Annotated in this window: 18 protein-coding genes and 2 pseudogenes; 15 read left to right on the plus strand and 5 right to left on the minus strand. The window is 53.8% G+C overall.

Annotated features, from left to right (window positions below; all coding sequences use genetic code 11):
* From QF010_RS18245 to QF010_RS18265, 5 genes and pseudogenes are all read left to right on the plus strand, one after another.
* Positions 1 to 1,305 (plus strand): aminotransferase class I/II-fold pyridoxal phosphate-dependent enzyme, encoded by a 1,305-nt coding sequence (locus QF010_RS18245; protein WP_033060891.1) that lies wholly within the window; start codon positions 1 to 3, stop codon positions 1,303 to 1,305.
* 25 nt (positions 1,306 to 1,330) lie between these two features.
* Positions 1,331 to 2,155 (plus strand): outer membrane lipoprotein-sorting protein, encoded by an 825-nt coding sequence (locus tag QF010_RS18250; RefSeq protein WP_050482865.1) that lies wholly within the window; start codon positions 1,331 to 1,333, stop codon positions 2,153 to 2,155.
* Positions 2,143 to 3,348, plus strand: coding sequence for a hypothetical protein (locus QF010_RS18255; protein ID WP_033060893.1), 1,206 nt, complete (start codon positions 2,143 to 2,145; stop codon positions 3,346 to 3,348). The genes QF010_RS18250 and QF010_RS18255 overlap by 13 nt, the downstream gene beginning before the upstream one ends.
* Before the next feature lie 99 nt (positions 3,349 to 3,447).
* Positions 3,448 to 5,790 carry an efflux RND transporter permease subunit gene (locus tag QF010_RS18260; RefSeq protein WP_197281777.1) on the plus strand — a complete coding sequence of 781 codons (2,343 nt, stop codon included), beginning with the start codon at positions 3,448 to 3,450 and terminating at the stop codon, positions 5,788 to 5,790.
* Positions 5,791 to 6,247: 457 nt separating this feature from the next.
* Positions 6,248 to 6,815: pseudogene (locus QF010_RS18265) on the plus strand (transposase); the annotation flags it as partial.
* Positions 6,816 to 6,850: 35 nt separating this feature from the next.
* Here QF010_RS18265 and QF010_RS18270 read toward each other — a convergent pair.
* Positions 6,851 to 7,777 (minus strand): hypothetical protein, encoded by a 927-nt coding sequence (locus QF010_RS18270; RefSeq protein ID WP_033060895.1) that lies wholly within the window; start codon positions 7,775 to 7,777, stop codon positions 6,851 to 6,853.
* A gap of 1,065 nt (positions 7,778 to 8,842) precedes the next feature.
* Here QF010_RS18270 and QF010_RS18275 point away from each other — a divergent pair.
* The 5 genes and pseudogenes from QF010_RS18275 (at position 8,843) to QF010_RS18295 (ending at position 12,356) form a co-directional block, all read left to right on the plus strand.
* A complete protein-coding gene (locus QF010_RS18275; RefSeq protein ID WP_050482866.1) occupies positions 8,843 to 9,199 on the plus strand; it encodes a hypothetical protein in 357 nt (118 codons plus the stop codon).
* 324 nt (positions 9,200 to 9,523) lie between these two features.
* A complete protein-coding gene (locus QF010_RS18280) occupies positions 9,524 to 10,984 on the plus strand; it encodes an NAD(P)-dependent oxidoreductase (RefSeq protein ID WP_033060897.1) in 1,461 nt (486 codons plus the stop codon).
* A gap of 11 nt (positions 10,985 to 10,995) precedes the next feature.
* A pseudogene (locus tag QF010_RS18285) lies at positions 10,996 to 11,215 on the plus strand (IS30 family transposase); the annotation flags it as partial.
* Between the two features lie 517 nt (positions 11,216 to 11,732).
* Entirely contained in the window at positions 11,733 to 12,014 is a 282-nt protein-coding gene (locus QF010_RS18290; protein ID WP_033060899.1) for a DNA-binding protein, read from the plus strand.
* 105 nt (positions 12,015 to 12,119) lie between these two features.
* Positions 12,120 to 12,356, plus strand: a complete 237-nt coding sequence (locus tag QF010_RS18295) for a hypothetical protein (RefSeq protein ID WP_156363955.1) — start codon at positions 12,120 to 12,122, stop codon at positions 12,354 to 12,356.
* Positions 12,357 to 12,524: 168 nt separating this feature from the next.
* Here QF010_RS18295 and parS read toward each other — a convergent pair whose 3' ends face one another.
* The 3 genes from parS to QF010_RS18310 form a co-directional block, all read right to left on the minus strand.
* Positions 12,525 to 13,001, minus strand: a complete 477-nt coding sequence (gene parS / locus QF010_RS18300; RefSeq protein WP_033060982.1) for a type II RES/Xre toxin-antitoxin system antitoxin — start codon at positions 12,999 to 13,001, stop codon at positions 12,525 to 12,527.
* Between the two features lie 187 nt (positions 13,002 to 13,188).
* The gene (locus QF010_RS18305) at positions 13,189 to 13,407 is read right to left on the minus strand and encodes a BPSL0761 family protein (RefSeq protein WP_033060903.1); all 219 of its coding nucleotides are present in this window, start codon (positions 13,405 to 13,407) and stop codon (positions 13,189 to 13,191) included.
* Between the two features lie 336 nt (positions 13,408 to 13,743).
* A complete protein-coding gene (locus QF010_RS18310) occupies positions 13,744 to 14,670 on the minus strand; it encodes a site-specific integrase (RefSeq protein ID WP_033060904.1) in 927 nt (308 codons plus the stop codon).
* Positions 14,671 to 14,804: 134 nt separating this feature from the next.
* Here QF010_RS18310 and QF010_RS18315 point away from each other — a divergent pair, with 134 nt between their 5' ends.
* A complete protein-coding gene (locus tag QF010_RS18315) occupies positions 14,805 to 15,749 on the plus strand; it encodes a DNA-binding protein (protein ID WP_033060906.1) in 945 nt (314 codons plus the stop codon).
* A 451-nt stretch (positions 15,750 to 16,200) separates the two neighbouring features.
* On the opposite strand, the gene QF010_RS18320 is transcribed toward QF010_RS18315, so the two are convergent.
* Positions 16,201 to 17,064 (minus strand): hypothetical protein, encoded by an 864-nt coding sequence (locus QF010_RS18320; RefSeq protein WP_033060908.1) that lies wholly within the window; start codon positions 17,062 to 17,064, stop codon positions 16,201 to 16,203.
* A 1,292-nt stretch (positions 17,065 to 18,356) separates the two neighbouring features.
* Here QF010_RS18320 and QF010_RS18325 point away from each other — a divergent pair.
* Genes QF010_RS18325 through QF010_RS18340 form a run of 4 tightly spaced genes read left to right on the plus strand, consistent with a single transcriptional unit; the run spans position 18,357 to position 23,772 of the window.
* On the plus strand, positions 18,357 to 19,004 hold the full coding sequence (locus tag QF010_RS18325; RefSeq protein ID WP_050482867.1) for a TnsA endonuclease N-terminal domain-containing protein: 648 nt from the start codon (positions 18,357 to 18,359) through the stop codon (positions 19,002 to 19,004).
* A complete protein-coding gene (locus QF010_RS18330) occupies positions 18,985 to 20,844 on the plus strand; it encodes a DDE-type integrase/transposase/recombinase (protein WP_033060912.1) in 1,860 nt (619 codons plus the stop codon). The genes QF010_RS18325 and QF010_RS18330 overlap by 20 nt, the downstream gene beginning before the upstream one ends.
* Positions 20,828 to 21,775, plus strand: a complete 948-nt coding sequence (locus QF010_RS18335) for a TniB family NTP-binding protein (protein WP_033060914.1) — start codon at positions 20,828 to 20,830, stop codon at positions 21,773 to 21,775. Before QF010_RS18330 ends, QF010_RS18335 begins: the two co-directional genes overlap by 17 nt.
* Positions 21,772 to 23,772, plus strand: coding sequence for a TniQ family protein (locus tag QF010_RS18340; protein ID WP_156363956.1), 2,001 nt, complete (start codon positions 21,772 to 21,774; stop codon positions 23,770 to 23,772). The genes QF010_RS18335 and QF010_RS18340 overlap by 4 nt, the downstream gene beginning before the upstream one ends.
* Positions 23,773 to 23,849: the final 77 nt, after the last annotated feature.

Consider the following 23,849-nt stretch of genomic DNA (forward strand, 5'->3'; position numbering starts at 1 on the left):
ATGACAGCAACATCCAGAACAGCACTTGACGCCATCGTGAATCGGGTTCGAAGCGGGATCGGAGCTGAGCCAGCGACAACGGAGGCCGCGCACTCCCCCGAACCGCCGAAAATCAGCGACTATCCCGAGCATGCACTGATCGAGCAGCTACGCGGCCTCTATACATCGGGCAGCACGCTGCGGAACCCGTACTTCCTGGCGCGCAGTGGCGAGGTCGGCAGCGGGATGCGGATCGATGGGCGAGATTACGTCACCTTTTCGAACTACAACTATCTCGGCCTCTCGCACGATCCGCGTGTGAAGCAGGCGGTGCATGAGGCGGTTGAACGCTATGGCTGCCATGCGGGCGCAGCGCGCATGGTGGGTGGCGAGATCGAGCTGCACGCGCAGCTCGAAGACGAGCTAGCTGATTTCACTGGCTTTGAGGCGGTCGTGGTCGGGGTTGGCGGGTACAGCGCCAATGTCTCTGCGGTTGGCTATCTGCTCGATCAGCGCGACGTGATCTTCCACGACGCCTACATGCACAACAGTGGCGTGATGGGCGCGGTCATGTCGGGTGCACGGCGCATCGCTTTCCCACACAACGACATGGATGCGCTCGAGACGTTGCTGCAACAGCATCGCGGGCAGTATCGCCGCGCCATCCTGTTGGTGGAGGGCGCCTACAGCATGGACGGGGACCTCGTGGACCTTCCGCGAGTGATTGAGCTCAAGCGGCAATTCGGGGCATGGCTGATGGTCGACGAGGCGCATTCATGCGGCACGGTCGGCCAGACCGGCCGAGGTGTGTGCGAGCATTTCGGCCTGGCGACGACGGATATTGATTTGATGGTCGGAACCCTGTCGAAAAGCTTCGGCAGCTGCGGCGGGTTTCTTGCCGGGCGCAAGGACTTGATCGAACTTCTGAAGCATTTCTGCCCCGGGCTGCTGCTCTATAGCACGGGCATCAGCCCCGCCAACACCGCTGCAGCACTCGCCGCCTTGCGGCTGATTCGCGCCGAGCCCGAGCGCGTTGAGCGACTGCAGCGCAATTCCCGGATGTTTAAGTCGATCTCCGAGGATGCGGGGCTTGATTGCCGGACATCGCTAGCGGGCGTGCCCATCGTTCCACTGATGGTCGACGACGATCAGGCGCTGAGCCTGATGTCGCACTTACTCGACAACGGGGTGATCGCGCATGCCGTCATGCACCCAGTCGTACCGCGAAACGCGGCGCGGCTGCGCTGCTTCATCAGTGCCGAACACGACGAGGGAATGATCCGCAACGCCATCAGCCTGATGGCCGCGCACGTTCACGGCGCCTGATCTTATTATCAAAGGATTCAGTCATATGAAGAAGCATCTGCGTAACACAGCGATCCTGGGGTTCACCGGCATGCTTGCCACTTTGCCGAACACAGTGTTGGCTCAGGACAATGCCCCATCGGAGAATGTCCGGCGAGGCCGGGAGATCGCAACGACGGTCGACCAGAACGATGCCGGCTTCGCTGATTATGTGGTGGATGGCAAGATGACGGTCCACCGTCCCGACGGCGCCCAGGCGAAGCGCGACTTTGAGATGAACACACTCGAAGTTCGGGACGCCGGCGACAAGCGCCTCGTCGTCTTCTCGCAACCGAGAGACTTGGCGGGATTTGTTTCGCTAACCTTCACCAACTCCGGCGCGCCTGACGATCAGTGGGTCTATCTGCCAGCCGTCAAGCGGGTTAAGCGACTTGCCGCGCGCGACAAGACCGGGTCGTTCGCCGGATCGGAGTTTTCTTACGAGGACATCGCGACGTGGGAATTGTCCAACTACGACTATGAGTTCATCAAGGACGAACCTTGCGGCGAACCGCAGACTACCTGTCACACCATCGCCAATCTGCCGAAATACGAATATTCGGGTTATTCAAAGCTGGTCGAGACCATCGATCCCCGCTTTTGGCAGCCGGTGCGTATCGTCTATTTCGACAAGAGCGGGCGTGAGCTCAAGCGTCTGGACTTTCAGGGATACACCCAGTTCCAGAACAAATATTGGCGCCCTTCCAGGATCGTCATGACGAACCTGCTTGACAAGTCGGTCTCCGAAATCACGTGGCAGGATTATCGCTTCAAGACCGGGTTGAACGCGTCCAAGCTTTCCGCCAGCCAGATGGCATCGTGGTCGCGTTGAAGCCTTCCGCGTCCCTGGTTGCGCTGCCCTTCTTCGCTGCATGTCTGGTCCTGTGCGCCCCGGCGCATGGCCAGTCCGTGCGGGGTTCGCTGGGCGCGGAAACGCAAATCTATCCCGATGCGCCGCTCTATCCGGATCAGAACCGCGATCACGTCCAAGTCTCGACCTATGCCACCCTCAATGCCTCGGCCGATTTGGGAAATGCGCGTTTCGATATGGAGCTGTTCGGCCGCATCGCGCCCGATGCCACCAAGGAGGCGTCGGGCGATGTGCGCCAGGCCTTCGTCCGCGTTCCGTTCGGTAATGCCGAGGTGAAGGCCGGCATCCTGACCGAAAAATGGGGCGTTCTGGAAGCCTGGAATCCGGTCGACATCATCAACCAGAGCGACCTGATCGAAGACTTTCAGGGCAAGGTGAAGCTGGGCCAACCGGGCGTTCTCATGACGCTGCCGCTGGGGGACGCGACAGTGTCCTTCTTCGGGACCGGCATTGCACGCAGCCGGCGTTTCGGTCGGGGCGAGGACCGGTTCCAGGTGCTGCCCGCGGCCGTCGTCGACGAGCATTTCGAAGGCGGCCGCTGGAGCCCCACGGGTGCGATCCGCGTCGAGCTGCCCGTCGGTCCCGTCAATGTGGCGGTGTCCCAGTTCCTAGGAACGGCGCGCGAGCCGGTGCTCACCGCGGTGGTCGGGCCGACCGGACTGGAAGGGTTTCGTGCTTCTTACGACCGGATCAGCCAGACCAGTCTCGAGGCGGAGCTTGTCCTTGGCGACAGCGTGTTTAAGACCGAGGTCATCCACCAGCGCACCAACAAGGGCGCATCCTGGGGCGGCGGGGTCGGAATCGAGACGAGCTTTAGCAAAATCGCCAGCGGGCCGGGCGATTTTACCCTCTACGCCGAGGCCTATGCCGACTCCCGCGCGGACGATGCCGCGGTCACGCCATTTCAGCGCGACGTGTTTCTCGGCGCGCGCTACACGTTCAACGACACGGACGATACGCTGCTCGAACTGCGCAACACGCATGACCTCGAGTGGGGATCTGACCTGCTCGAACTGCGCGCCTCGCGCCGTGTTCTCCAGGATGCCGTCTTCACCTTTTCGCTGCTCAAGGCCGCCAATGAAGCCCGCGATCCCGCGCTGTCGAGCTTGGGCCGGGATACCCAGATAAAACTTCAACTTGCGCAATTTTTTTAACACCGCACCCTCATACAACAGATTTGGAGCCAAAGGATGAGCAGTCATAACTCAGCACACGGAGCGTCAGGTGCCCCTATAGTGGGCCGGCTGCGGACCATGCTGGCGATATATGCGGGCCTGGTCACACGTCGTCCCTGGATGGTGCTGCTGGTCTCGCTCCTGTTGGTAACTGCCCTGTCCGCGGGACTGTCCGCGCTGACGTTTCGCAGCGACAATCGGATTTTCTTCGCAAACGACAATCCCGAACTTCTCGCTCTGGAGAGGTTCGAGGCGACCTATGGCCGCGATGACACGATCCTGTTCGTCGTGAACGCACGCGATGGCGACCTGTTCACCACCAAGCGGCTGGCCGCGATCAACGAACTGACCGACGCGGCCTGGTCGATGGACGACGTAAAGCGGGTGGATTCGGTCACTAATTTCCAGCGCGCCCGCGCGGTGGGCGATGATATCGACATCGACCAGTTGCACCGCTCCGGCGACCCGTTGAGCGAAGCCGATGCGCGGGCGTTGAAGGCCGAAGCCGCGAAGGAACCGTTGTTGATGGGCCGCCTGCTTTCAGCCGATGGGCGGCTTGGCCTCGTCGCCGTAAATTTTCGCTTCGATCCGGCCACAGCCTCCAGCCAGACGGCGCAAGCGATCGCTGCGAGCAAGCGACTGGTTGAAAAACTGCGCGTCGCGCATCCCGATCTCGAGGTCGGCCTGTCGGGCTCGGTTGCGCTAGACAATGCCTTCGTCGAGGCCAGCACTTTCGACACTTCTGTGCTGCTGCCGCTGATGCTCGTGGTGCTGCTCGCCATCCTCCTCTTCGTCTTGCGCAGTGCCAGCGGTGCCTTTGCAACCCTCTGCGTGATCCTCCTGGGAACGACCAGCGCGCTCGGGACAACGGCGCTGCTCGGCGTACCCCTATCGTCTCCGAGCGTCATTGCGCCCAACATTATCCTGACGATCGCCTGCTGCGATTGTATCCATCTGATCTCAGGCATGATGCGGCTGCGGGCCGCCGGGCTAAGCCGCCGCGAGGCGATCCGCGAGGTTCTGGTCGAATGCTGGTGGCCGGTGACATTGACCACCATCACCACATCGGTCGGCTTCCTCTCGCTCGCGTTCAGCCCGGTGCCGCCCTTCGCGCATCTGGGGATTATCGTAGCCTTGGGTTCGGTGCTGACCTGGCTGCTGACCGTGACGTTCCTTCCGGCTTTGCTGTGCATCCTGCCGTGGAAGGCATCGCGAAGTGCATTGCCCGCGGAAAATCTCAGCAGTCGCGTGGCGGCTCTGGTCATGCGCAGACCACGGCAGGTCCTCGCCGCAGTTCTCGCGATCTCGTCCGTGCTGTCTGCATTCGCTTTCACCAATGAACTCGATGATCGCTACGTCCGCTATTTCGGGCAGGGCTATGACTTCCGTCAGGCCACCGATCGGCTCAACCAAGGTATCGGCGGTTTCTACACCATCGAATATTCACTCGATTCGGGCGAACAGGACGGAATCGCCAACCCGAATTATCTCGATCAGGTCAATCAATTCGCGAATTGGCTGCGCTTACAACCTGGGGTTACCCATGTCCACGGCCTGCCGGACATGATGAAGACCCTCAATCGCGCCATGAACGGTGGAGGGGTAGAACAATATCGGCTGGCCAGCGACCGTGAGGTCACGGCCCAACATCTGGCCCTTTACGAGATGTCACTGCCGTTCGGCACCGACCTCAAGAACCAGATCACCGCCGACAAGCAGATGAGTCGCCTGTCGGTCAGCTTGAATGACGTTTCCACGAGCGCGATGGCCGATCTGGACACAAGGGCACAAGCGTGGGCGCAACAGAATACGCCGCTGATTGCCGCTTCGGCCAAGGGCACCGGCACCTCGTTGATATTCGCTCATATCGGCAATCGCAACATCACCGAAATGCTCAAGGGAGTCGCTTCAGGCATGCTCGTGGTGTGGGTGATCTTCCTCATAGCCTTTCGCTCACTCGCCTTGAGCATCATCGGCACAATCGCCAACTTCGTGCCCTCGGTCGTGACCTTGGGTGTCTGGGCGCTTATCAACGGTGAAGTCGGCATGGCGGTCGCGACCGTGGCATCGGTGACGTTCGGCGTTGTCGTCGATGATACGATCCACATGCTGAGCACCTATTCTCGCCTGCGACGGGAGGACGGCTTTACTGCGGAGCAGGCGGTACGCGGGGCGTTCGAGATCGTCGGTCCCGGCATGATCGCCATGACGCTTGCCCTGTCGGCGGGTTTTGCTTGCCTGGCTTTCTCGGGATTCGAGATAAACTCGTGGATGGGAATGATGGCCTCGGCGACGATCCTGGTCGCGGTGCTGTTCGATCTACTGTTCATCCCGTCGGTTCTGCTGATATTCGATCGGAAGCGGGCGTGCATCCCGACTGCCGGGGAGGCTATGGTGGCCGTCACGGTGAACGTAGGCTAAGTGTCGCGACCTGCATTCATATACCAACAGAAGCGGTGGCTTTCAAATACTGCGACTGACGGTCAAGAAGCAAATGCGTGCGACGCTGGTGGCTGTTCCTGTTGAGCTGAAGCGCCGGCGTCATAAGCCCATCCGGGCTCAAGCGCAATGGCTTACTCGGGTGGTCAGGGCTTCTTGAATTACCATGCGGTGCTGGGAAACCTAATACGTCTTGGTGGTTTTCGTCCGGCGATATGTCGCCCCTCCTTACGGGCCTGGAACCATGCTTTCGGCTGGCCCCAGAGGCCTTCCGCCTTGATTCGCAAGCAATTGCTGCTGGGCTCGTTGTAATGCCTCCGTGGCTGGCCGCAAGTTGTTTTTTGCTCATTCGCCTCGGTGTTTAGTTGCAATCGAGGCAGTTGGCCTGGTGCTTGATGTGCCTACCGCAATTTTAAGGTCACCTAAACTGCTTGAGCAAATGCTGAGTGAGCACGAGTCGGATAAGGACAAGATCGTTCATTTCGAAGAAGAAAACGCGCTGTTGAGTCAGCACCTTTTCGGGAGCAAGTCAGAGCAAACCGCCGCCCCCACGACCCCGCAAATGGCCTTGTTCAACGAACCTGAAAACGGGCCTGAGTCTGTCGACGAAACGGTAAAAGAAGAGGCCGTCGCTCCGACCAAGCGACGGGGCAAACGCAGCCTCTGCCCGCCGATCTTCCGCGCATCGAAGTCATTCACGAACTGCCCGATCACTAGCGGACCTGTGCCTGCGGTTGCCGTAAACATAGTATTGGCGAGGAAATCAGCGAGCAGCTCGAGATCGTGCCGATGCAAATCCACGTGATCAAACTTGTGCGTAAGGTCTATGCCTGCCGTGGCCGTGAAACCGTGCTGATCATGGCGGACAAGCCGGCGCGCGCATGCCTAGTACCGGCGTTTTGGCGATGTTGCTGTCGACCAAATACGTCAATGGCCTGCCACTGCATCAATTCGAAAAAGTACTCGGTCGCTACGACATCGATATTCCACGGCAAATATTGGTGCGCTGAGTTATCCAGTGCGGCGAACACCTACAACCAATCTAAAGAAAGAAAATCTCACAGTTTTTGTAGGAGGCCATTTCTTCCAGGCGATGTTTGTCATCATCATTTAGCGCTGAACACCAACGCGCACTTAAAGTTTCTAAATTCCCATGACTCATAAGCATCAACAACGACTCTACAACAAAAGGTGCAAGTATCTTCACTTGGCGAGTCTCACGACCGTCATTATTTATTTTGATTTCCGACGTTCCAGGAGCCTTTTCACTAGTGATAGTTCTATCTATATTTAAGTGCTTTAGGCTCTTCATTTGCGCAAGAGATGCATAAGCTGCGCCATTGTTGTGATTCATAAATTCTGCACGCCTCAACCCTAAAATCTTTAGCCCAACCATATCAACCAATCCTGCCATATTGTCAGAAAGCTCTAGGTTTCGACTACCATTTATATTTAGATAGTGCAACTTACACAAAGATGCCAGTATTTTAGTGTCAATTCCTCCTATAAAATTTACATTACTCAGTTCAAGCGTTTTTAGTTCAAGCATTTCGCCCAACCGGTTAATTTCACAGTTGCTTAAGCTCCCCTTAAGATTTATATCTGATTCGTTTTCTTGTAGCTGCTCAAATTCAATTGGTTGCGGCGTATGCCGGAATAGCTTTAAGCGGGTATTGAATGCTTTCGGCAATATAGGTGCCCCCCATTGCTGCTCACCTATCCATCTAAAATTACGATTGTCGCGGAGTTTCCCGTATGTAGTTACTTCATCGCCCTCAGAAGATCTCTTTATAACAATTTCTTTATTTTTTCTTTCCGCATTTATTTTTCTTTGATCATGCGTAATGCGACTGATCGCGGGAGGATTGGTGGATGCCTCTATTTTGCTCGGAATATTTTTATTTTCTTCGACATCGAAATTCCATGCACCTGGAATTTTATGGGTTGATTGGTCTACACGATTATACATATCACTCCTTCTTGCCTACATAAAAAGTTGAAATTGTTATACATTGATTGATGCGGTGTAGTGCCTGGGGAGGGAGACATGATGCGGGGGATTCATCGCTGTCTGGACCTATCGGAATGATGTTGTCCGGGATGGACGACCTAGATCCTAGTAGGTGGTCAGGATGACCCAGGAGGTTCCAACGGCAGGTCCTAGATTGGCAGCCAAGTTGGCTCGGACAATACCGCTTTCAAGCCGGCCTGGAGCCAATTTGCTGCCGCAGGCTGCAATCAGCGCGTTTTTTTTCGACCGGAATTAATTGCGAATGAACCTGCATATATCCGCTTCGATCTGCAATCCAACGCGGCCAACCAGTATTAGTTGCCAATGAAGCTACGGCTTCGGGGTTTGACTACTACCTGCTACGTAGAATATTGGCTTGCACTCCGATATTGAACGCATTGTGTATGGCATTGCATATCAAAGGGCGAACCCTCCCACAGAAAACCAAATGAACGCCCACTAGATGTCGTCACATAAATAGAGTTTAACCGCAGCCAAGGGAACGCGGAGGTTACACAGACGGCCGATCAGTCAACCATACTGACAAGCAATATAGGGTTCGCCTGTCGGGTCGACTGTAACGATATGCTGTTTAAAAATTCAGGCGAAAGTTAAAGGAGTTACTGATGTCTTTCGTAGCAGCGCTCAAATGATTGAGAGTTACGTTAATTTGTGCGTCTTCCTACCGCAGATTGAACGGTGCCCATCGTGGAGGTGCTGAAGCGGAGGACATAATGTACAAAAAATTTCCGGCAAATATCACCTACCGCTGAAGCAGGTGCATGGAGGGCAGGTGCATTGCTTATTCCTGACGAATTGAAGCAATGCTCATTGAAACCTCAAGAGATCGAACACGCCATAATGGTCGGTTTTGCTGAATTGAAAACACTATTGCCAGCTGGATTGCTCTAATTTCGGCATATGGCTCCATGGCACCCTCGAGTTCGCCAGAAAAAAAAGCGTCAGTGATGGAACTTAATACTATTGAACACCACACATAGTCTATGTACCTAAGGTGAAAAAATGAAAACACGTCCTTCTCATGACAATGTTCCTCCTCTTCCTGAGCACTGGGTTAATGTCCAGTCTTTACAATGGCTGCATCGAAGCCTGGAGGCTTATGAATCGATGGCCGATCACATAACTACTGCGGTATACACTGGCGAACTACACAAAACCCGGGTGGATGATCACGCACTGGTCTGTGCAATTCCTGCCATGACTCTCAATGATTGTGTGATTTTATTAACGCTGAACTTTAAGTCAGCTAATCAGGGAGGTTGGAATCTTGCCAGCGTGACTGTTGATGATGGCAAGGGATTGATCCTGAACGCTATTCCTGGGCTGGAAAATGTAACTCAGTCAGAGTCTCCCGGGTAGCCTACGACTGCTGATATCATCTTTCAGACTGCTGAGCAATATTTTCTCACTCGTCTACCGAAACAGAAGACGCGTGGAAATGCCGAACTGCTGCCGCACGAACTCATAGGATTAATAGCCCAATTCTTGTTTGGTCTTTATATTTTGGAGCAGCCGAATGAATCGAGAGATTCACTCCCGGTTGCGTAAGAGCCTGAGAGTGAGGCGCACTTGGGCTACCCGACCAAATTCATGGAACCCAATCAGCGGGTGCCCCCACCGAAGTGAATGTTCTCGTGTCGAATTTTACGTTTGAGAACTCGCTGACTACTGAGAAACCAATCGATGAAAGTTGAGCCACAAAAGAAAGTTTCGGATTTTGCATTAGATGAAGACAACTGGGTAATCGGCAATGATGACTCTGACATTGTGGCGATGCCGCTGCTGGCACACGCTGCCGCTGAACATCATGGAGCACTAACCGGCCTCAAGATATTGTATATTAACCACGCCATAAGCGATGCTCTCATGGTAGCTCGAGCCCTACGGGGTGCTGGCGCTGAACTGGTCAACGTACTTGTGCCGTATCGGGGAATTGAAGACCGGAGCCATCACGCCCTGAGTCAAGCATTTAGCGCGTTGGGACCTACCTACGCACCAGCTCCTCAACACCCAAGTCTCTTCAGTGCAGTAATGGCCGAAACAGTCGCTGCAGCAATCGTGCATATCGCTGATTCAGCCTCCGCCAATGGGCAGCAGTGGATGATTGTAGAGGACGGTGGATACGCATTTCCCGCGCTACATGACAATCCCGAATTAACGATCCACATGAATAGCTGCCTGGGTGCTGTTGAGCACACGACGAGAGGCAGGTGGAACTATGAATACCTTGAAACTGATGCAGCACCCAAAACACCTAGGACGTTACGTCGGCCCGCGGTAACAATTTCAGGATCTCGGTTAAAAACTACCCACGAGGCTGGATATGTTGCCCAAGCGCTCGTAGATGAATGCCATTGGTTATTGCGTCGAGATCATCAATTCCTGCGTCACCGGAAGGTTATGATCATTGGCTATGGCAGAGTTGGCCGTGCCTTGGCTCAGGCGTTGCAGCGAGCCGATGCCAGCATCACAATTCATGACAACGCGTTGGTCGATACAGACGCTGACTTGATGTGCAGTGATCCGATTTCGGCGGTGGAAGATGGGGCGTTCCTGGTGTTCGGTGCAACAGGCACTTCCTCTTTCGGCTACTCCGCCTTAGAGGCCTTCATCATGCGAAGTCCGAGTCCGATACTCTATCTCGCAAGCGCATCTTCCAAAGCCATAGAATTTGCTGACGTCGTTTCAATACTTGACCAAGCAGCCGTTGATAACAATGCTGCGATCGCACTAGCAGGTCCCGGCAGTACCGTTCTCTCGCATCTGGACCCGGAAGTTGGCTTGCGTTACACGATTACAGTGAGTACGCCGTCCGGCTCTCGAACGAGGACGTTGGTGCTGCTTGGCAAGGGGTATCCAGTAATCTTTTATCCTGCACACACGCACGGCGCTCCGAATCGAGCGATGGATCCAGTAATGACGCAGCTCTTTTTGGCCGCCGTCGGATTACCAGCGGCATGCCTACGCCTGACCGCTGCTGTACACGATATTAATGACCTTATAGCAATGCCGAATCTGGGTCTACCTGCCTCCTGGAAAACGCTGGTAGACGAAGAGTCCCTTTTAATCCGTTGGTGTGAGGAAAATAACATCGATTGGTCCGAATATAGACGAGAGATTGGATTTGACTCTAACTGCAACTGATCTTGCATCCACCTCATAGCCCTTGGCTGCGGGCTCGAACGAGAATATCAACGGTTCGATCCACCAGTTCCTGTCCAAGGGCACGGTCTTGTCGGCACATAGCCAAGAGAAGCTGGATGAATTGCTGATTTACTGAACATCCGCCCATGTAAACGGTTCGACTGGGAATGCCCGATTGAAGTAATTACGCAGGTGGTGGGTTTGCAATATGAAGCCCCTGCTTCAATTCAAAAGCCGTATTGCACTCAGCTCCTGCAAACCACCCCTATCAATTTTATCCCCACTATTCGGTGAATCGCGGCTCAGCTTCCGACAAACAGCTGGACTACAGCCCCCCGGTTTTGTTTGACAATGCTGACCCGGAATTAGCAATTTCGAGAAGCAGACTTGCCGTTCAATCGACCTGCATCTGCATTGAAAAGGTGAATGTCCGGGCGGACCAGATCGCACCTGTCCTAGGGGGTTACCAGTAGCCCTTCTCGGCTAGTGTCAACCTTAGTATGTGACTTGCTCACCCAAATGCCCTATTTACCACGGGACGCTGCGAATCAAAGCACCTCGTTTATGGGCAGTTCTGCAATAGCAAAGGAGGTGGTAGCGCACGGTGTTTTTTGACTTGTAATCCAGATAAATACGTCCTGATTTTTTATGGACGCCGCTACGCCATTATCACTGGTTTTAGGGGGGCTTCTATGCCTAATTCTGCGAAGCGGCTCCGTAAGACCGACAGTCGACGCCATGCACTGATTTGCTCCAACTCGGGCGCAAACCGAGTATCGATGCGGTACGCATCAAACTCGGCAATACCGGTTCGAAGACCACCATTGCCCGCTACTTCAAGGGGCTGCAGCAGACAGCGCCCAGTGTGTCGCTCAGCCCACAAGAACGTCTCCGCGCCCAGCTGCTGGCGTTGGTGAACCAAGTTGGTCGACGAGTTGGCCCAGGAGGCCGAAAAGGCACTGGTGAGCGCGAACAATTTGACCAAGAGTACCCCGTGTTGCGCACAGCGCTGTCGCGCCAGAGCAACTAGCTGGAACCGCGAAAGATTCAAGTCAGTGAATTAAGTGACAAACTCTCACAGGCACAAATACAAAAGGAGTCGCATCGCGCGCAATTGTCGAGCGAGCAGCAGTTGATGGCGACGCGGCCGGCCAAAGTACAGGAGCTACACACGCAACTGGCCAAAAAGCAGAGCCAGATGCAAACCCTGTACGAGACCAGCGTCCATGCCCGTGAATCTCTGCTGCATTTTCGCGACGCAAGCAACGAGCAAAACGCCCCCCTACTGCGCCAAGAGGAACAGCATGCTCAGCAGGTCGAGCAGCAGCTTAGCGCAGTGCTCTACCAGTCTTCACTGGGGGAATGCTGGTAAATTCTGGTGCGATCGGAAGGCTCGGTAGCTGCATCTCATACCTGGCGCGTTGCTTATGCTGTGCGTAGAGTTTTAGGCTTGAGTAAACAATTACTGTCTTTGCGGCTGTTTTATGCGTTTAGTGGAAAGATTCCTTTCCCTAACAGCGTGCACCTCGCCATACCCTCATCAGGCTGAACCGCCCCACTCAAGGGCCTGAAGGACACGGCGAACTTGTTTGGCCCCTATCTCAGTTTCGCAGAGCATGATCGGTGCCGTCCCTCCGAGCGCTTTATTCGGTGTCGACATCCAATGCGCGGCGGACACTCGTGTCTCAAATATTGCCTCGGCCACGTGACTGAGCGTGGCAATTCGGTCCAACCGCTCGGAGGCGACAGGATCCAGGTTTTTTTGTACTCGCCGCCGTCTTTCCAGCGTCGACATTGAGGCATTGAGGAGCGTTTCCAGCTGGCGATCATGCAGGTCGAAGGCCAAACGAAGAACCTGGATGAGGTCAGCGGGATACCCTACCCTGATTTGCTGCAGCCGCTCCGCATCCGTCAGCGACGCTCGATCGGAACTGAATCGCCAAAAGGCCGCGATGCCCTCCTCTCGGGACACCGCTTGCTTTCTCCGCAGAAGTGGTGTCGCAGGTGAAGTGCTCATCAACACGCCCTCCCAATGATTCCCATCCAATGGAATATGAGCTAACGCCTGTCTAACCGGAAGCGCCATTGAGCGCCAGTGGAACTCCATAACGCCCTAGGTCGATAAGGCGAGGGAGCCCTTTCCCCTCTACGTATCCATGGCTCAGGATCAATGGCTTTGGGCCGAGGATGAGTGGCCACTACGGTCAATCGATACTCGCGCTCAGGAAAGGCTCGGTCAGTCGGTCGACCCTTCGCTCTTCGAGCTGCCCGGCCCGCAGGATCTCGTTGGCATGGGGATAGTGCCGTAACAGCTGGCGGGCCTGACGTCGCATGGACGCTGAAAGCGCGGAATCTTCTGCAAGCTCGGCCAGAAAATCTCGCGTCTGGATGAGTGCGCGAGTGCGCTCGTTGGGCATGGTCATGGTGTCCTCCTCGCACGAATCGTGCACGGTCCAGCCGCTCTAAGCTTGCGTCCGACGCAATTTTCTGCCTGGTAAATCGCCTACAGCCTACAGCCTACACCCAAACCAAGACGCCACCTTGAGTCTATCGCCGGGATCGGCGCGGGCTTTTCGTGGATACCCCCCTCTCCGCCTCGGCGTACCGCCAATCGAGCCTCTGAGTACCAAAAAAGCCGTGAGGTTTGAGAATCTTGGTTTCTCAAACCTCAGGATTGGCCTGCTTTTTCGATCACTGGTGGCGCTGTACAGGTGTAATAACATGGCCTGTAGCGCGGTACGAAATCGTCGCTCGCGCAGTCATTTCGACTCGGGCGTGCTCTCGCTCCGCCAGTGACCAAAAGCCTCGCCAGCATCGACATAGCGCAACGCACTGTGCACATCGCGCCAGCCAACATATTCCATCAAGGCTTTAGGGCTCCATTGATTGCGCGTGGCCCAGGTAGCGAAACCTCGCCTCAGCGAATGGCCGCTGTAGCGCTCTCCCGCGACCCCACTGCGGGTCAACGCCCGACGCAGCACCCGCGCTACGCTGTAGGGGTGCAAGGCGGTCGGGGCGAGATGGCCCCAGCGGTCGATACTGCAAAACACCGGCCCCGCCTGCAGTTGACTGAGCGCCAGCCACTCTTCATAGGCCTGGACCGGACACAGCCGTTTTAACGCCGGCACACTGACGGTGCGGCCTTGATGTTCACGGTCGGATTTGCTGCTGGAGAGAAACAGGCTCAGCCCTTCGCCCGGCACCAACTGGTTGGTTTCAATCCGCAGGCGACACAGATCGTCACTGCGAAAAGCCCGCCAAAAGCCCAGCAACAACAACGCCCGATCGCGACAGGCACGCAAACGCACCGTCGGATTCGGCGAGTTCTCCTCCAGCAGCAGGGCTGTTACACACTGCTCCAGCTCGCGCAGTTGCAAGGGCTCGGCTTGGCGCACCGGCCGCGGGTGCAAGGCCTGAATGCCTCGCAATACATCACGCACCTGCGGGGCTTTGGTCGGGTCGATAAAGCCATGGTTCAAATGCCAGCGCGCCAAGGCTGCCAGATTACTGCGCAAGGTATTGATGGACAGCTCAGCATGCTCAGCCAGGTAGCGCACGATGCTGTCACTGGAGGCTGGGAGAAAACCGCCCCAGCCGGACTCGTAATGCGCCAATGCCTGCTGGTAGCGCCGCGTCGTACTTTCGCGGCGCGCCGCTTGCAGGTAACGCTCTGCGACCGTGGTCATACATCTGTCCTCCTCCCTACCTCAGCCGTTTCCAGGCCTGCAGTGAACGGTGCCCATCACCCCTGGAGTACAGGCAAGTCATGCGGTATGCGCCATACTTCATCACTACCGGGAATCCTACAGGAGCTCCTGACATGGCCCGTGGTGGCATCAACAAAGCCTTGGTACACGCCGCGCGTGATGCCCTGTTGGCGCGTGGACTACATCCCAGCATTGACCTGGTCCGCGTCGAACTGGGCAACACCGGGTCGAAAAGCACTATCCAACGTTATCTCAAGGAACTTAACGATAGCGCCAGCGCCGCCACGTCGCCGCCGGTGAATGAGGAAGTCCTGTCATTGGTTAACAGTCTAGCCGAGCGCCTGATTCAACAAGCGCAGACGTCAGTGGCTGAAGAGCGGGAGGCCGTCGGTCGCCAGCAGGCCGGTTACGCGCAAGAACGCGCGCAGCTGCGCGAACGTCTAGAACAATCACTGACCACTATCACCCAGCTGACCCACGAACGGGTGGAGCAACGACAATGCGAACGACAATTACGCGAGCAATTACAAGACAGTGAGGGTGAACACCAACGGTTGCGACAGCTCGTAGCCGGTCAGCAACAGCTACTCGAAGAACGGGCCCACCGGGTAGAGTCGCTAGAGAAAAAACATCAAAACGCTCGGGAGGGACTCGAACACTATCGACAAGAGCACCGGGCTCTGCGCGAACAGGAACTGCGTCGACATGACGAGCAAGTCCAGCAGTTACGCCAGGAACTGCGCACCTTGCAAAATGCGCAATTGGCCAAACAGGAAGAGTTAGTCACGGTGTACCGTGAGCAGGAACGGCTGCTCAATGAATACCGAGCGCAGCAGGCGAAATTGCGTCAACAAATCCAGGCCTTAGAAGATTGTCAGCGCGCCAAAGACATAGTGAATGGGCAGCTACAACAGCTGATCACCGAGCATGCCGTATTACGTGGGCGCGTTAGACCGTATTTGCTGCAGCACCGAGAGGATCGTCGGCAGTTGCGTGAACAAGCGCGTCAGATCGAAACGCTGCAGACGCTGCTACGGGACTTAACGCCCACTGCCTAGCCCTATTGCTCAATTCACATGATGGTACTTAGCGGTCTCGGTATTTTACCTGGTGCCGACTTGAAGTCGACCTTTAGGAGGCTTGTGCAGTGATGAAAGTTTAGATGTTGCGACGGCCTGAAAGGACTTCCAATTGGAGCGCCTGTGAACTGGCCTAATAATTCGGATACTTGTTAATGCCGATAGGGTTTCGCCAATTTGGAGGTTTGTCTCGTCCTGAATTAGGTTTACACCTGTTTCACCCCAACGCCCGGTGCATGACATCGGGTGTTTTGTATTTAAAAGACTGATGCGGGTGCTGCAAGCTGTGGATCGACCTCGAATCACCCACCATCTTTTTCGCCTACGTCTATTTTGTGATCGCTAGCGCAGAAGCTCTATCTGCAATATCCCGCTGACCGCGCTGGAGGCATATTGGAAGTCATAGTCCCTCATCGTTCACCTGGTGGTGCTAAGGATTCGCCGCCGATTGGCGCTGTCGACGGACTTTCTGGTACAGACAGCGCAGAGTATAAGAATCAAAAATTGTTTCCTGCTGCCGATCAAACACCGCCAGCTGGTTGAATACCGCCGACAATTGCTCTTTGCGCAATCGGTCACACACCTCACAGAACTGGCACCATTCGGCTTCATCGTGAAACAACGGCGTACCCATGCCCCACGTCCGCAACACCGACCAATACTGAGTCATGCCTGTCAACGCTTGCTCGGTGTCGTACCAGCGTAGTCTCCTGCCACCGAGCAGGCCCTGCAACCGCTCCCGAAGCAATTCGCTCAACTGATGGCCCCAGCTCTGCCAAGGAGGTCCAAACAACAGGCGCGGCAATTCGCACCTTAGGGCCTCAGCCAGCATGCTCTGCAATAGCGGATACAGAGGTGGCGTTACCCTCAACCAAAGGAGCAACCACGCCACTCGCGCCGCCGAGGTGGTGCACGGTAGCCCAGTTAATTGATAGGCCTTGAACGCCGGCACCTCCGTTGCCGGAAGCGTCCCTCTGATTCTCTCTCGGGTGATGCGGGTGTAGCCCAACGCCTGCCATATCGGGTGATCAATCAAGTCTTTCAAAGCGGTGCTTTGCTTGGCTATCAACCGTAACCGGCTGTTGGAATAGGCGTTCCCTTGGAGCATCTTCAGCCAGCGCCGAGTTCGTTCACTCCCCCGCAAATTTTCGGTGGCTGTTTCAGTCCAGCGCGCCACAACCTCGGCCTTGGCCTCAGCATCCGCCTCTGCCGCCACCCCCAAGTGCATGACGATGGCCTCGACCGCCATGCCCATGCGCAGATTTTGCCATTTGAAGTGAACGGAGTGGGCCATGACTCGCTTCTCAAACACGTCATACGATGACCAGTTTACGTCGCCTACGCCGGCACGGTTGGTGGTCAGACCAGCGGGGTTGGAATCAGTAATTTTTTAAATGCACAAACTTTCCACGGTTAGACAGGAACACCTCGTAACCTTTTGATGCATTAACTATATAACTAGAAAATTGGACAGTATCTGCCCCCTTCCCTGCCCCTTTTTATACTTCTGAAAATTCGTAACTATGCCCAGCTAAACCCCACACACAGGCGTACGGTGTTGACAAAAGGTTGCTCGTAAACCTTTTGCGGGATTCACCCAAGGTGAAGGATTTCTCCATTCACCTTGGCTGATGTCACCGAGCTCACACGCCAAGGTGACGATAAAGAGGAGTCAGTACCATGGCTTGGCGATTCATCAACTCTCCGCAGTCGCCGCTCACTGGTTTCAATGCGTGCGAGGTGCTGAAGATCGCCATGCCCATTGCGCTCAACTCCCACTTAACTGTCACTGGACAGCGAGCTTAACTATCTCGCAGTGGCATCGTCGTCACAGTCCAGGCCCATCTTGATCGAGGTAAAGCCAAATGAACTCCATCCACCGGTCACTCGCACAAAATCTTTATATGGTTGCGGGGCGCGTCTATCGGCCAGATGCTGTCACCGAGGGCACATTTCTACTGCGGGATATGCTGGATAACCACCGGCTATCCATCAAACTAGCGGACGTACAGGCCATGATCGAGCACCACGATCTGGTGCCCCTCAAAGTCTCTAACCGGCAATGCGCCCGTCAGGTCGTCGGTGTTGAGGTTGTGGTCGACGCGTGCACGCATAGGGACCAGAGCACTCGTCAACTAAGCCCTGACGCACTTCCGGCCGGCACGCGCCACCCGGTGTTGATAGTCCTGCACAGCCACATCACCCGCACGTCGCCCCCGCATAAGCGTGCGCACGAACCGCGAGAATATCCCCCTTTGGGGGTACTGGAAGCTATTAGCCTGCTGAGTTTCATTCATCAGGTACAACGCGGCCACAATCCAATCAGCAGTCGTTGCTCGGGTAACGCCGGGGCCTCATCGCTCACTGCGCCCACGACCACTCATGGTATCCGCGCAAAGGGCAACTCACGAAAAAAGGTAGGGAGGGCAGCGGCGACAAGCGAGGAACTCGACCGACCTCTCTATCCGGAAAAACGCCCTCCAGCCCTCCATAAGTCATTTCTTTGATAACAAACAGTTAATCAAACCAGCTCCTGGTGTTAGCTCTGTTGGTATCACGAAGCTTCCCCTGCATGAGGGTTATCTCATGGGTACTAACCAGCCACCTCCTAAACCGTTGCAAACCTCCTACTACGGCAAGCACTTAATTTTCTTTCCATCCCGAAAAAATCAGCGATTGATCGCCTGCCATAGCGCTCTGGAAGCGGACTACTGCGTTAATTTGGAGTACGACACGTTGGTCGTCAGCTACGAGTCCCAGCCGGGACCATTTGATGTTGACATCGCCGGCCGCCCGCAGCCATACACCCCAGATTTTCGGATCGAAACGACAGAAGAAGTGTACTTCACCGAGGTCAAAATCGATTTCAGCCAAGCGTCCGAGCGTGCCCGATCAAAGCTGGAAGCGGCCCGTCACTACTTCGCTCGTGAGGGCAGCTCACTGGCGTATGCCGACCTGCAGAGCATTCGACCGGGACCTCGACTGGGCAACTTGAAGTTCCTGTACTTGCACTCCTTCAACCTCGGTGCTGATGAATACGGAGCCTGTCTGCGACTGTTATCGGAGCTGCGTTACCCCATCAGTATGAGAGAGCTATTCAACCATGCTGCCGAGGTTCGAGAACGTGCGATCTATAAGGCGCTCTTTGAGCGCAGGCTCGAATGTGATCTCAGCCATCGCCTCACACTCGACACCTCGATTGTGGAGGCGCGACATGAACATCACCGAACCTAAAGTCGGTGCCCAGTACTCCCTTGACCACCTAGTCTATGAAATCGTCTCGATCAATGACGGCCAAATTTCCTTGTGCTCGCTAGTTCACCAGTACCGGCGATTTATCGATGTGGCGTCTTTTGCCAGAATGGAACAACGAGGAAAGTTGCGGATGCATCAGCAAGCCGCAAGCGATCTCAGCGCCGCTGCACAGCTGGCAGCGCTGCCCCCCGATCAGCAAAAACGATTTAGATATCGACTGGCTTACGTCGAGGCCTGGTTGCATCAGATGGAAGGACGTTTTACCAAAGTCGAGGCCAAAAAGTTAATCGCCGAGGTGGCAAAAAAAATCGGTGATTCTCGGCCGCCAAGCCCCAGTACGCTGTGGAATTGGAAAAATCGTTTTCTGGCAAGCAATCAGAGCCCGTTTTCGCTGCTAAAACACCGCCCTGCACCACGTCGAAAACAATTGCCGTTGTCTATCGAAGATTTAATCAGACATTACATCCATACCGTGTACCTGACACTGGAGCGCCCCACACTCCGTCACGCGCACAAACTGCTTGTCGGCCATATCGCAGCAGAAAATCGAGAACGTCACCACTGTGGCGCGCCTCACCTGATGACACCGTCTTACGCTACTTTTATCCGACGGGTTCACAGTCTGGACAGATACCGCGTGGTTCGTGAGCGCTATGGGTTGAAAGCGGCACAACGCGCAACCCAATCCAGCGGTCACCTTTTCATCGATGAAGACCCCTATGCATGCACGCTATTTGATAGCAAGCACATGGACGTGATGCTCATCAACCAAGATGGCGAAGTGGTCGGCCGACCTATTTTGTCGGCTCATTTGAATCCCGCCTCCCGCGAGCTCGCGGGATGGGACATCTCCATGGGCGCACCCTGTGCGGAGAAAATGTTAAGCGCCACGATAAGGGCCATTGTGCGGTATGGAAAAATGGCGACGATTTACTCCGACCACGGTAAGGAGATCTTCAATACCTGGTCGCTCGACTCGTTCAGCATTCTGGGTATCTCCACCGACTATGTGCCAGTTGGCGACCCGAACGCGAAAGCATTTATTGAGCGTTTTTTCAGGACTGTTGACACCGGCTTTTGCCACCACTTACCGGGTACGACGAAAGGCTCAATCAAAGATCGAGGTGATTACCCTTCTGCGAAAAAGGCCTGCTTGACTCTCGAGAATCTGCGGAGTGCCTTTGCTGATTGGGTCGAGATTTATCACAACACTTGGCAAGACGAGTTAGAGACAAGTCCGCTAAAGAAGGGAGAAGCACTTCGATTAGACGCCCTCCCGCCTGAGCGATTTACCGAGGCGGAACTTAAACAACTTTGCTTGAGCCATTGGTACCTAAGTGTTGATCGTGGAAGAGTCGCCAAGGGCAAATTGATTTGGTGGGGCTCAGGCCTTGCCGAAGTCGGTCTAAAACTAAAAGCGAAACAGAAAGCCATTGTCTACTTTAACCCTTGCGACTTGGGGACGGTTTGGGTTGCCCACCCTGACACTCCAGATGACTGGCACCCAGCGATCGGTACGAATGAGGATTATCAAAAGGGCTTGTCCTTATCGAATCACAATGAAGTTCGCAGATCTTTCATCACCGAACGCCGGACGTTCGACCATACCGAAGCTTGTATCAGGCTGTACGCGCTGCATCAAAAAATCGAAACTTACAAGGCGAAGACCAAGAACAAAACCAAGAAGACTTCCTCCTCACATGATTCAACATCGAAAAGCTCGTCGCTCAGTACTAAGCTTCCACATCCAGCAATCGACGACTCTACATTTGAGACCTATAACATGAAGAGAGGCAACCACAATGAACAAATCAAATGAGCAAAAGCTTATACAATTTAAGACATTCACGGTCGCCCACCCTGAATACTGCGAGGCGCTGGATACTATTCATCGATCCATAGAGGCAACCCGCCTTAGAGGCGAACCAAGTTGTGTGATTTTACTTGGAGACCCAGGCACCGGAAAGACGAGGATTTGCGATGAGATAGAAGCTGAATTTGGCCCACCCAAAAAAAGACGCATGGCTGACGGCATACATATAATTCACCCAGTCGTATATTGTCGCGTCCCGAATAACGCGACTATCAAAACACTGGTCACCCGCCTTTTAAACTGTTTTGAGACTTACACAAAATACCAATCTGTTGATGCATTAGAATACCGACTCTTTAACATCCTACGCACATGCCAAACCAACTTTATTATGCTCGATGAATGGCAACATTTACTCAGAGGGGGTAGCCATCGGACTCTTCAAGTTGCGGCTGACTGGGTAAAGGTGCTGACTGATATTTTTCAAGGCGAGGTAATGCTCGTTGGCCCAGCTGCGGTTGAACACGCGATTGACCTCCATCAAGCCCTCGCTGATCGCTTCCCTTACCGCGCAAGATTGTCCCCCTTCTCTCTCGCAACACCGGAAAGCTACAGTCTCTACCTAAAGCTCATCCGCGCCTTTGCCGTGGAGATCAACACTTCGATGGGGTTTAAGGAGACACCACCACTCTCAGAGGAAAAAATGGTACTCGCCTTATACGCGGCCACCGGTGGCAACATGCGTGCTCTGCGCATCCTCCTGCATGAATCTCTAACCAACGCCTTGCAACGCAGTGATGGAACCTTGCAGGTAAACGATTTTTCAATGGCAGTAAGTCATGTAAGACTCGCCACCCGATTAACTTGGAAAGATCCATTTGGGTGCACGCCTGGCGAACTACAGAAAATAATTACTACGAACACGAGAAAAAAATGAATAAGCTCATCTTTTTTCCGACCCGCTATCCACAAGAAAGCAGCCTTTCTCTCTTGATTCGCTGCGCGACCGCCAACGGGTATCAGGATTTAAAAAACTTCAGCCTGGCCTGGAATCTGAGATTAAATAGTATCACCGGCAGTCAGTGGAAGGGGTCACATGCATACAAATTGCTTACGAGGGACAACTCGCTGTCGCCTTCTGAGCGGGCATCGATTGAAGAGGCTTTTTATCGAAGGTTACGCCCCGCCAACAGAAGCCTAGTTGATATTTCCGGTGTGTTATTCCCTGCCACAATGCTGCGCACTCAACTCAATCTGTGTCCAGCATGCATACGCAATGGATATCTAGATTCAATGCACACTTTACGCTTTTCGAATGTGTGCCCGTCGCACGGCGAGCAGTACATTAATGCATGCCCGCACTGCGATCAAGCCTTGGATTGGCTGCGATTGAGAGACTTTCACTGCCCCTGTGGCTTTGATCTTCGAAAAGCCCCATCAGTGGCTTGCGACACAACCGCGAGTAGATTAATAAAAAACGCTATACTGGATAAAGATGAAACGTTTTTTACACTACTGCTATCCTCAATGTCTGCGATTCGTCATTTTCACACCCCTTCCAGTCAATTGCAATTAATGGAGGTGTGCGTAAATATTGCAAGTGGAAACAAATCAACTTATTTTCGCGAAATGCAGAAACTCCAGCGCTTTTTTCCCAGCCTCCATCGACGTGCCTTGCTTGCACCATTCATTCTAAGTGCCAACCAAACTCTAAGCAGTTACGCGATTGAGTATTTCTTCAACACACACCAAACAAAGCCTACTAATCATCAACGAGACTGCTGCTGCGGCGAACTACAATTTACAAACCCAGAGCTGATATTCATATTTAAAACATTTAATCAAGTCACTCAACTCAAGGCTGAAAAACTCTGCATAAGAGCAGGCTTTTTACTCAAACCAACCGCAAACAAAAAACTCTTATTCCAGTGTCCCGACTTATGCATGACACTAACAGAAGAAAGCTACGGTGATTGGGAACCGAGGAATAGAACAGCAACCCCAGAAGCTGATTTCAAACTAATTAATTGTCCGCAAGCTGCAAAAATACTACGAACCACCGCAGCAAATATTAAACATTTAATTAACGCTGGCATAATAAAAGGTTTCAAACTTCACTACCCAGGAGGCCCAAGAACTTCACTACTATCGATCAAAGCGTTTAACGACAAATATATCCTTCGATCTGAAATCGCAAAGCAGACTGGATTGAGTGACGCGAAACTCAGAGAAATCCTAAAAAAAACCACCCCCCTCATTATCCATGGCTTTCCCTACGCGCGAAACATTCCAATCTACAGACGAACCCAACTCCCGAGCGAATTAACAACAGCTTTGAATACCAAAAATAACTTCCCAACAAGAACAATAACAGACGGAAAGTCACTATTAACATTTTCACAGGCCGCAGAGCAACTCAAGCTAGACCTAAAAGATATCAGCCAACTAATTAAAATTGGTATACTTCAAACAGTTTTCGTCCCCAATCAAACTGAGGAAAAAGGGCGCGACTACTGCACAGGCGAAAGTGTCACGCAGGCGAAGGTGTGGCGCAAAGGATACCTAACAGTACAAGAAGCTGCATTATCCTGCCACAGCAACGGTCATATGCTCCACTCTCATTTCCTTTCTACAGGTTTTATTAAGCCACTGGCACTTAAAAAAACGTTTTTAATAAATCTTGAGGACGTGACCAAAATTGCTCACCACCTTAAGACCTATACATGTCCATCCTGGCTAGTTAAAGAATACAATTATCCCCTCATGAAAATCGTGCGGCTAATAGAGTCAGGGGGAATACAACCTCTAACACCTGGAGACTCCAACTTCATTGTAGGAAGAATTACCATTCCTCGTTTAGAAGCCAAAAACATAATAACATTGCACATCTCAAAAAAATACGATACCAATCCACAGAATGAAAAACCTGATTAGCCGAAAAATATTTTTAGTCTTCCTTCTTTATACCCTCTCGATCCACCCGGAAGCTTCATCACTGTCGCCTAAATGTG

Origin of the sequence: Pseudomonas silensiensis, from assembly GCF_050434865.1 — a bacterium.
Lineage (GTDB): Bacteria > Pseudomonadota > Gammaproteobacteria > Pseudomonadales > Pseudomonadaceae > Aquipseudomonas > Aquipseudomonas fluorescens_W.

Excerpts from the sequence above, each read along its gene's own strand:
- QF010_RS18245 (WP_033060891.1), top strand. The coding sequence starts at position 1 with ATGACAGCAACATCCAGAACAGCACTTGACGCCATCGTGAATCGGGTT.
- QF010_RS18295 (WP_156363955.1), top strand. The coding sequence starts at position 12,120 with ATGGCGACGCGGCCGGCCAAAGTACAGGAGCTACACACGCAACTGGCC.
- QF010_RS18315 (WP_033060906.1), top strand. The coding sequence starts at position 14,805 with ATGGCCCGTGGTGGCATCAACAAAGCCTTGGTACACGCCGCGCGTGAT.
- QF010_RS18335 (WP_033060914.1), top strand. The coding sequence starts at position 20,828 with ATGAACAAATCAAATGAGCAAAAGCTTATACAATTTAAGACATTCACG.
- QF010_RS18310 (WP_033060904.1), bottom strand. The coding sequence starts at position 14,670 with ATGACCACGGTCGCAGAGCGTTACCTGCAAGCGGCGCGCCGCGAAAGT.
- QF010_RS18330 (WP_033060912.1), top strand. The coding sequence starts at position 18,985 with ATGAACATCACCGAACCTAAAGTCGGTGCCCAGTACTCCCTTGACCAC.
- QF010_RS18325 (WP_050482867.1), top strand. The coding sequence starts at position 18,357 with ATGGGTACTAACCAGCCACCTCCTAAACCGTTGCAAACCTCCTACTAC.
- QF010_RS18320 (WP_033060908.1), bottom strand. The coding sequence starts at position 17,064 with ATGGCCCACTCCGTTCACTTCAAATGGCAAAATCTGCGCATGGGCATG.
- QF010_RS18305 (WP_033060903.1), bottom strand. The coding sequence starts at position 13,407 with ATGACCATGCCCAACGAGCGCACTCGCGCACTCATCCAGACGCGAGAT.
- parS (WP_033060982.1), bottom strand. The coding sequence starts at position 13,001 with ATGAGCACTTCACCTGCGACACCACTTCTGCGGAGAAAGCAAGCGGTG.
- QF010_RS18250 (WP_050482865.1), top strand. The coding sequence starts at position 1,331 with ATGAAGAAGCATCTGCGTAACACAGCGATCCTGGGGTTCACCGGCATG.
- QF010_RS18275 (WP_050482866.1), top strand. The coding sequence starts at position 8,843 with ATGAAAACACGTCCTTCTCATGACAATGTTCCTCCTCTTCCTGAGCAC.
- QF010_RS18280 (WP_033060897.1), top strand. The coding sequence starts at position 9,524 with ATGAAAGTTGAGCCACAAAAGAAAGTTTCGGATTTTGCATTAGATGAA.
- QF010_RS18340 (WP_156363956.1), top strand. The coding sequence starts at position 21,772 with ATGAATAAGCTCATCTTTTTTCCGACCCGCTATCCACAAGAAAGCAGC.
- QF010_RS18270 (WP_033060895.1), bottom strand. The coding sequence starts at position 7,777 with ATGTATAATCGTGTAGACCAATCAACCCATAAAATTCCAGGTGCATGG.
- QF010_RS18260 (WP_197281777.1), top strand. The coding sequence starts at position 3,448 with ATGCTGGCGATATATGCGGGCCTGGTCACACGTCGTCCCTGGATGGTG.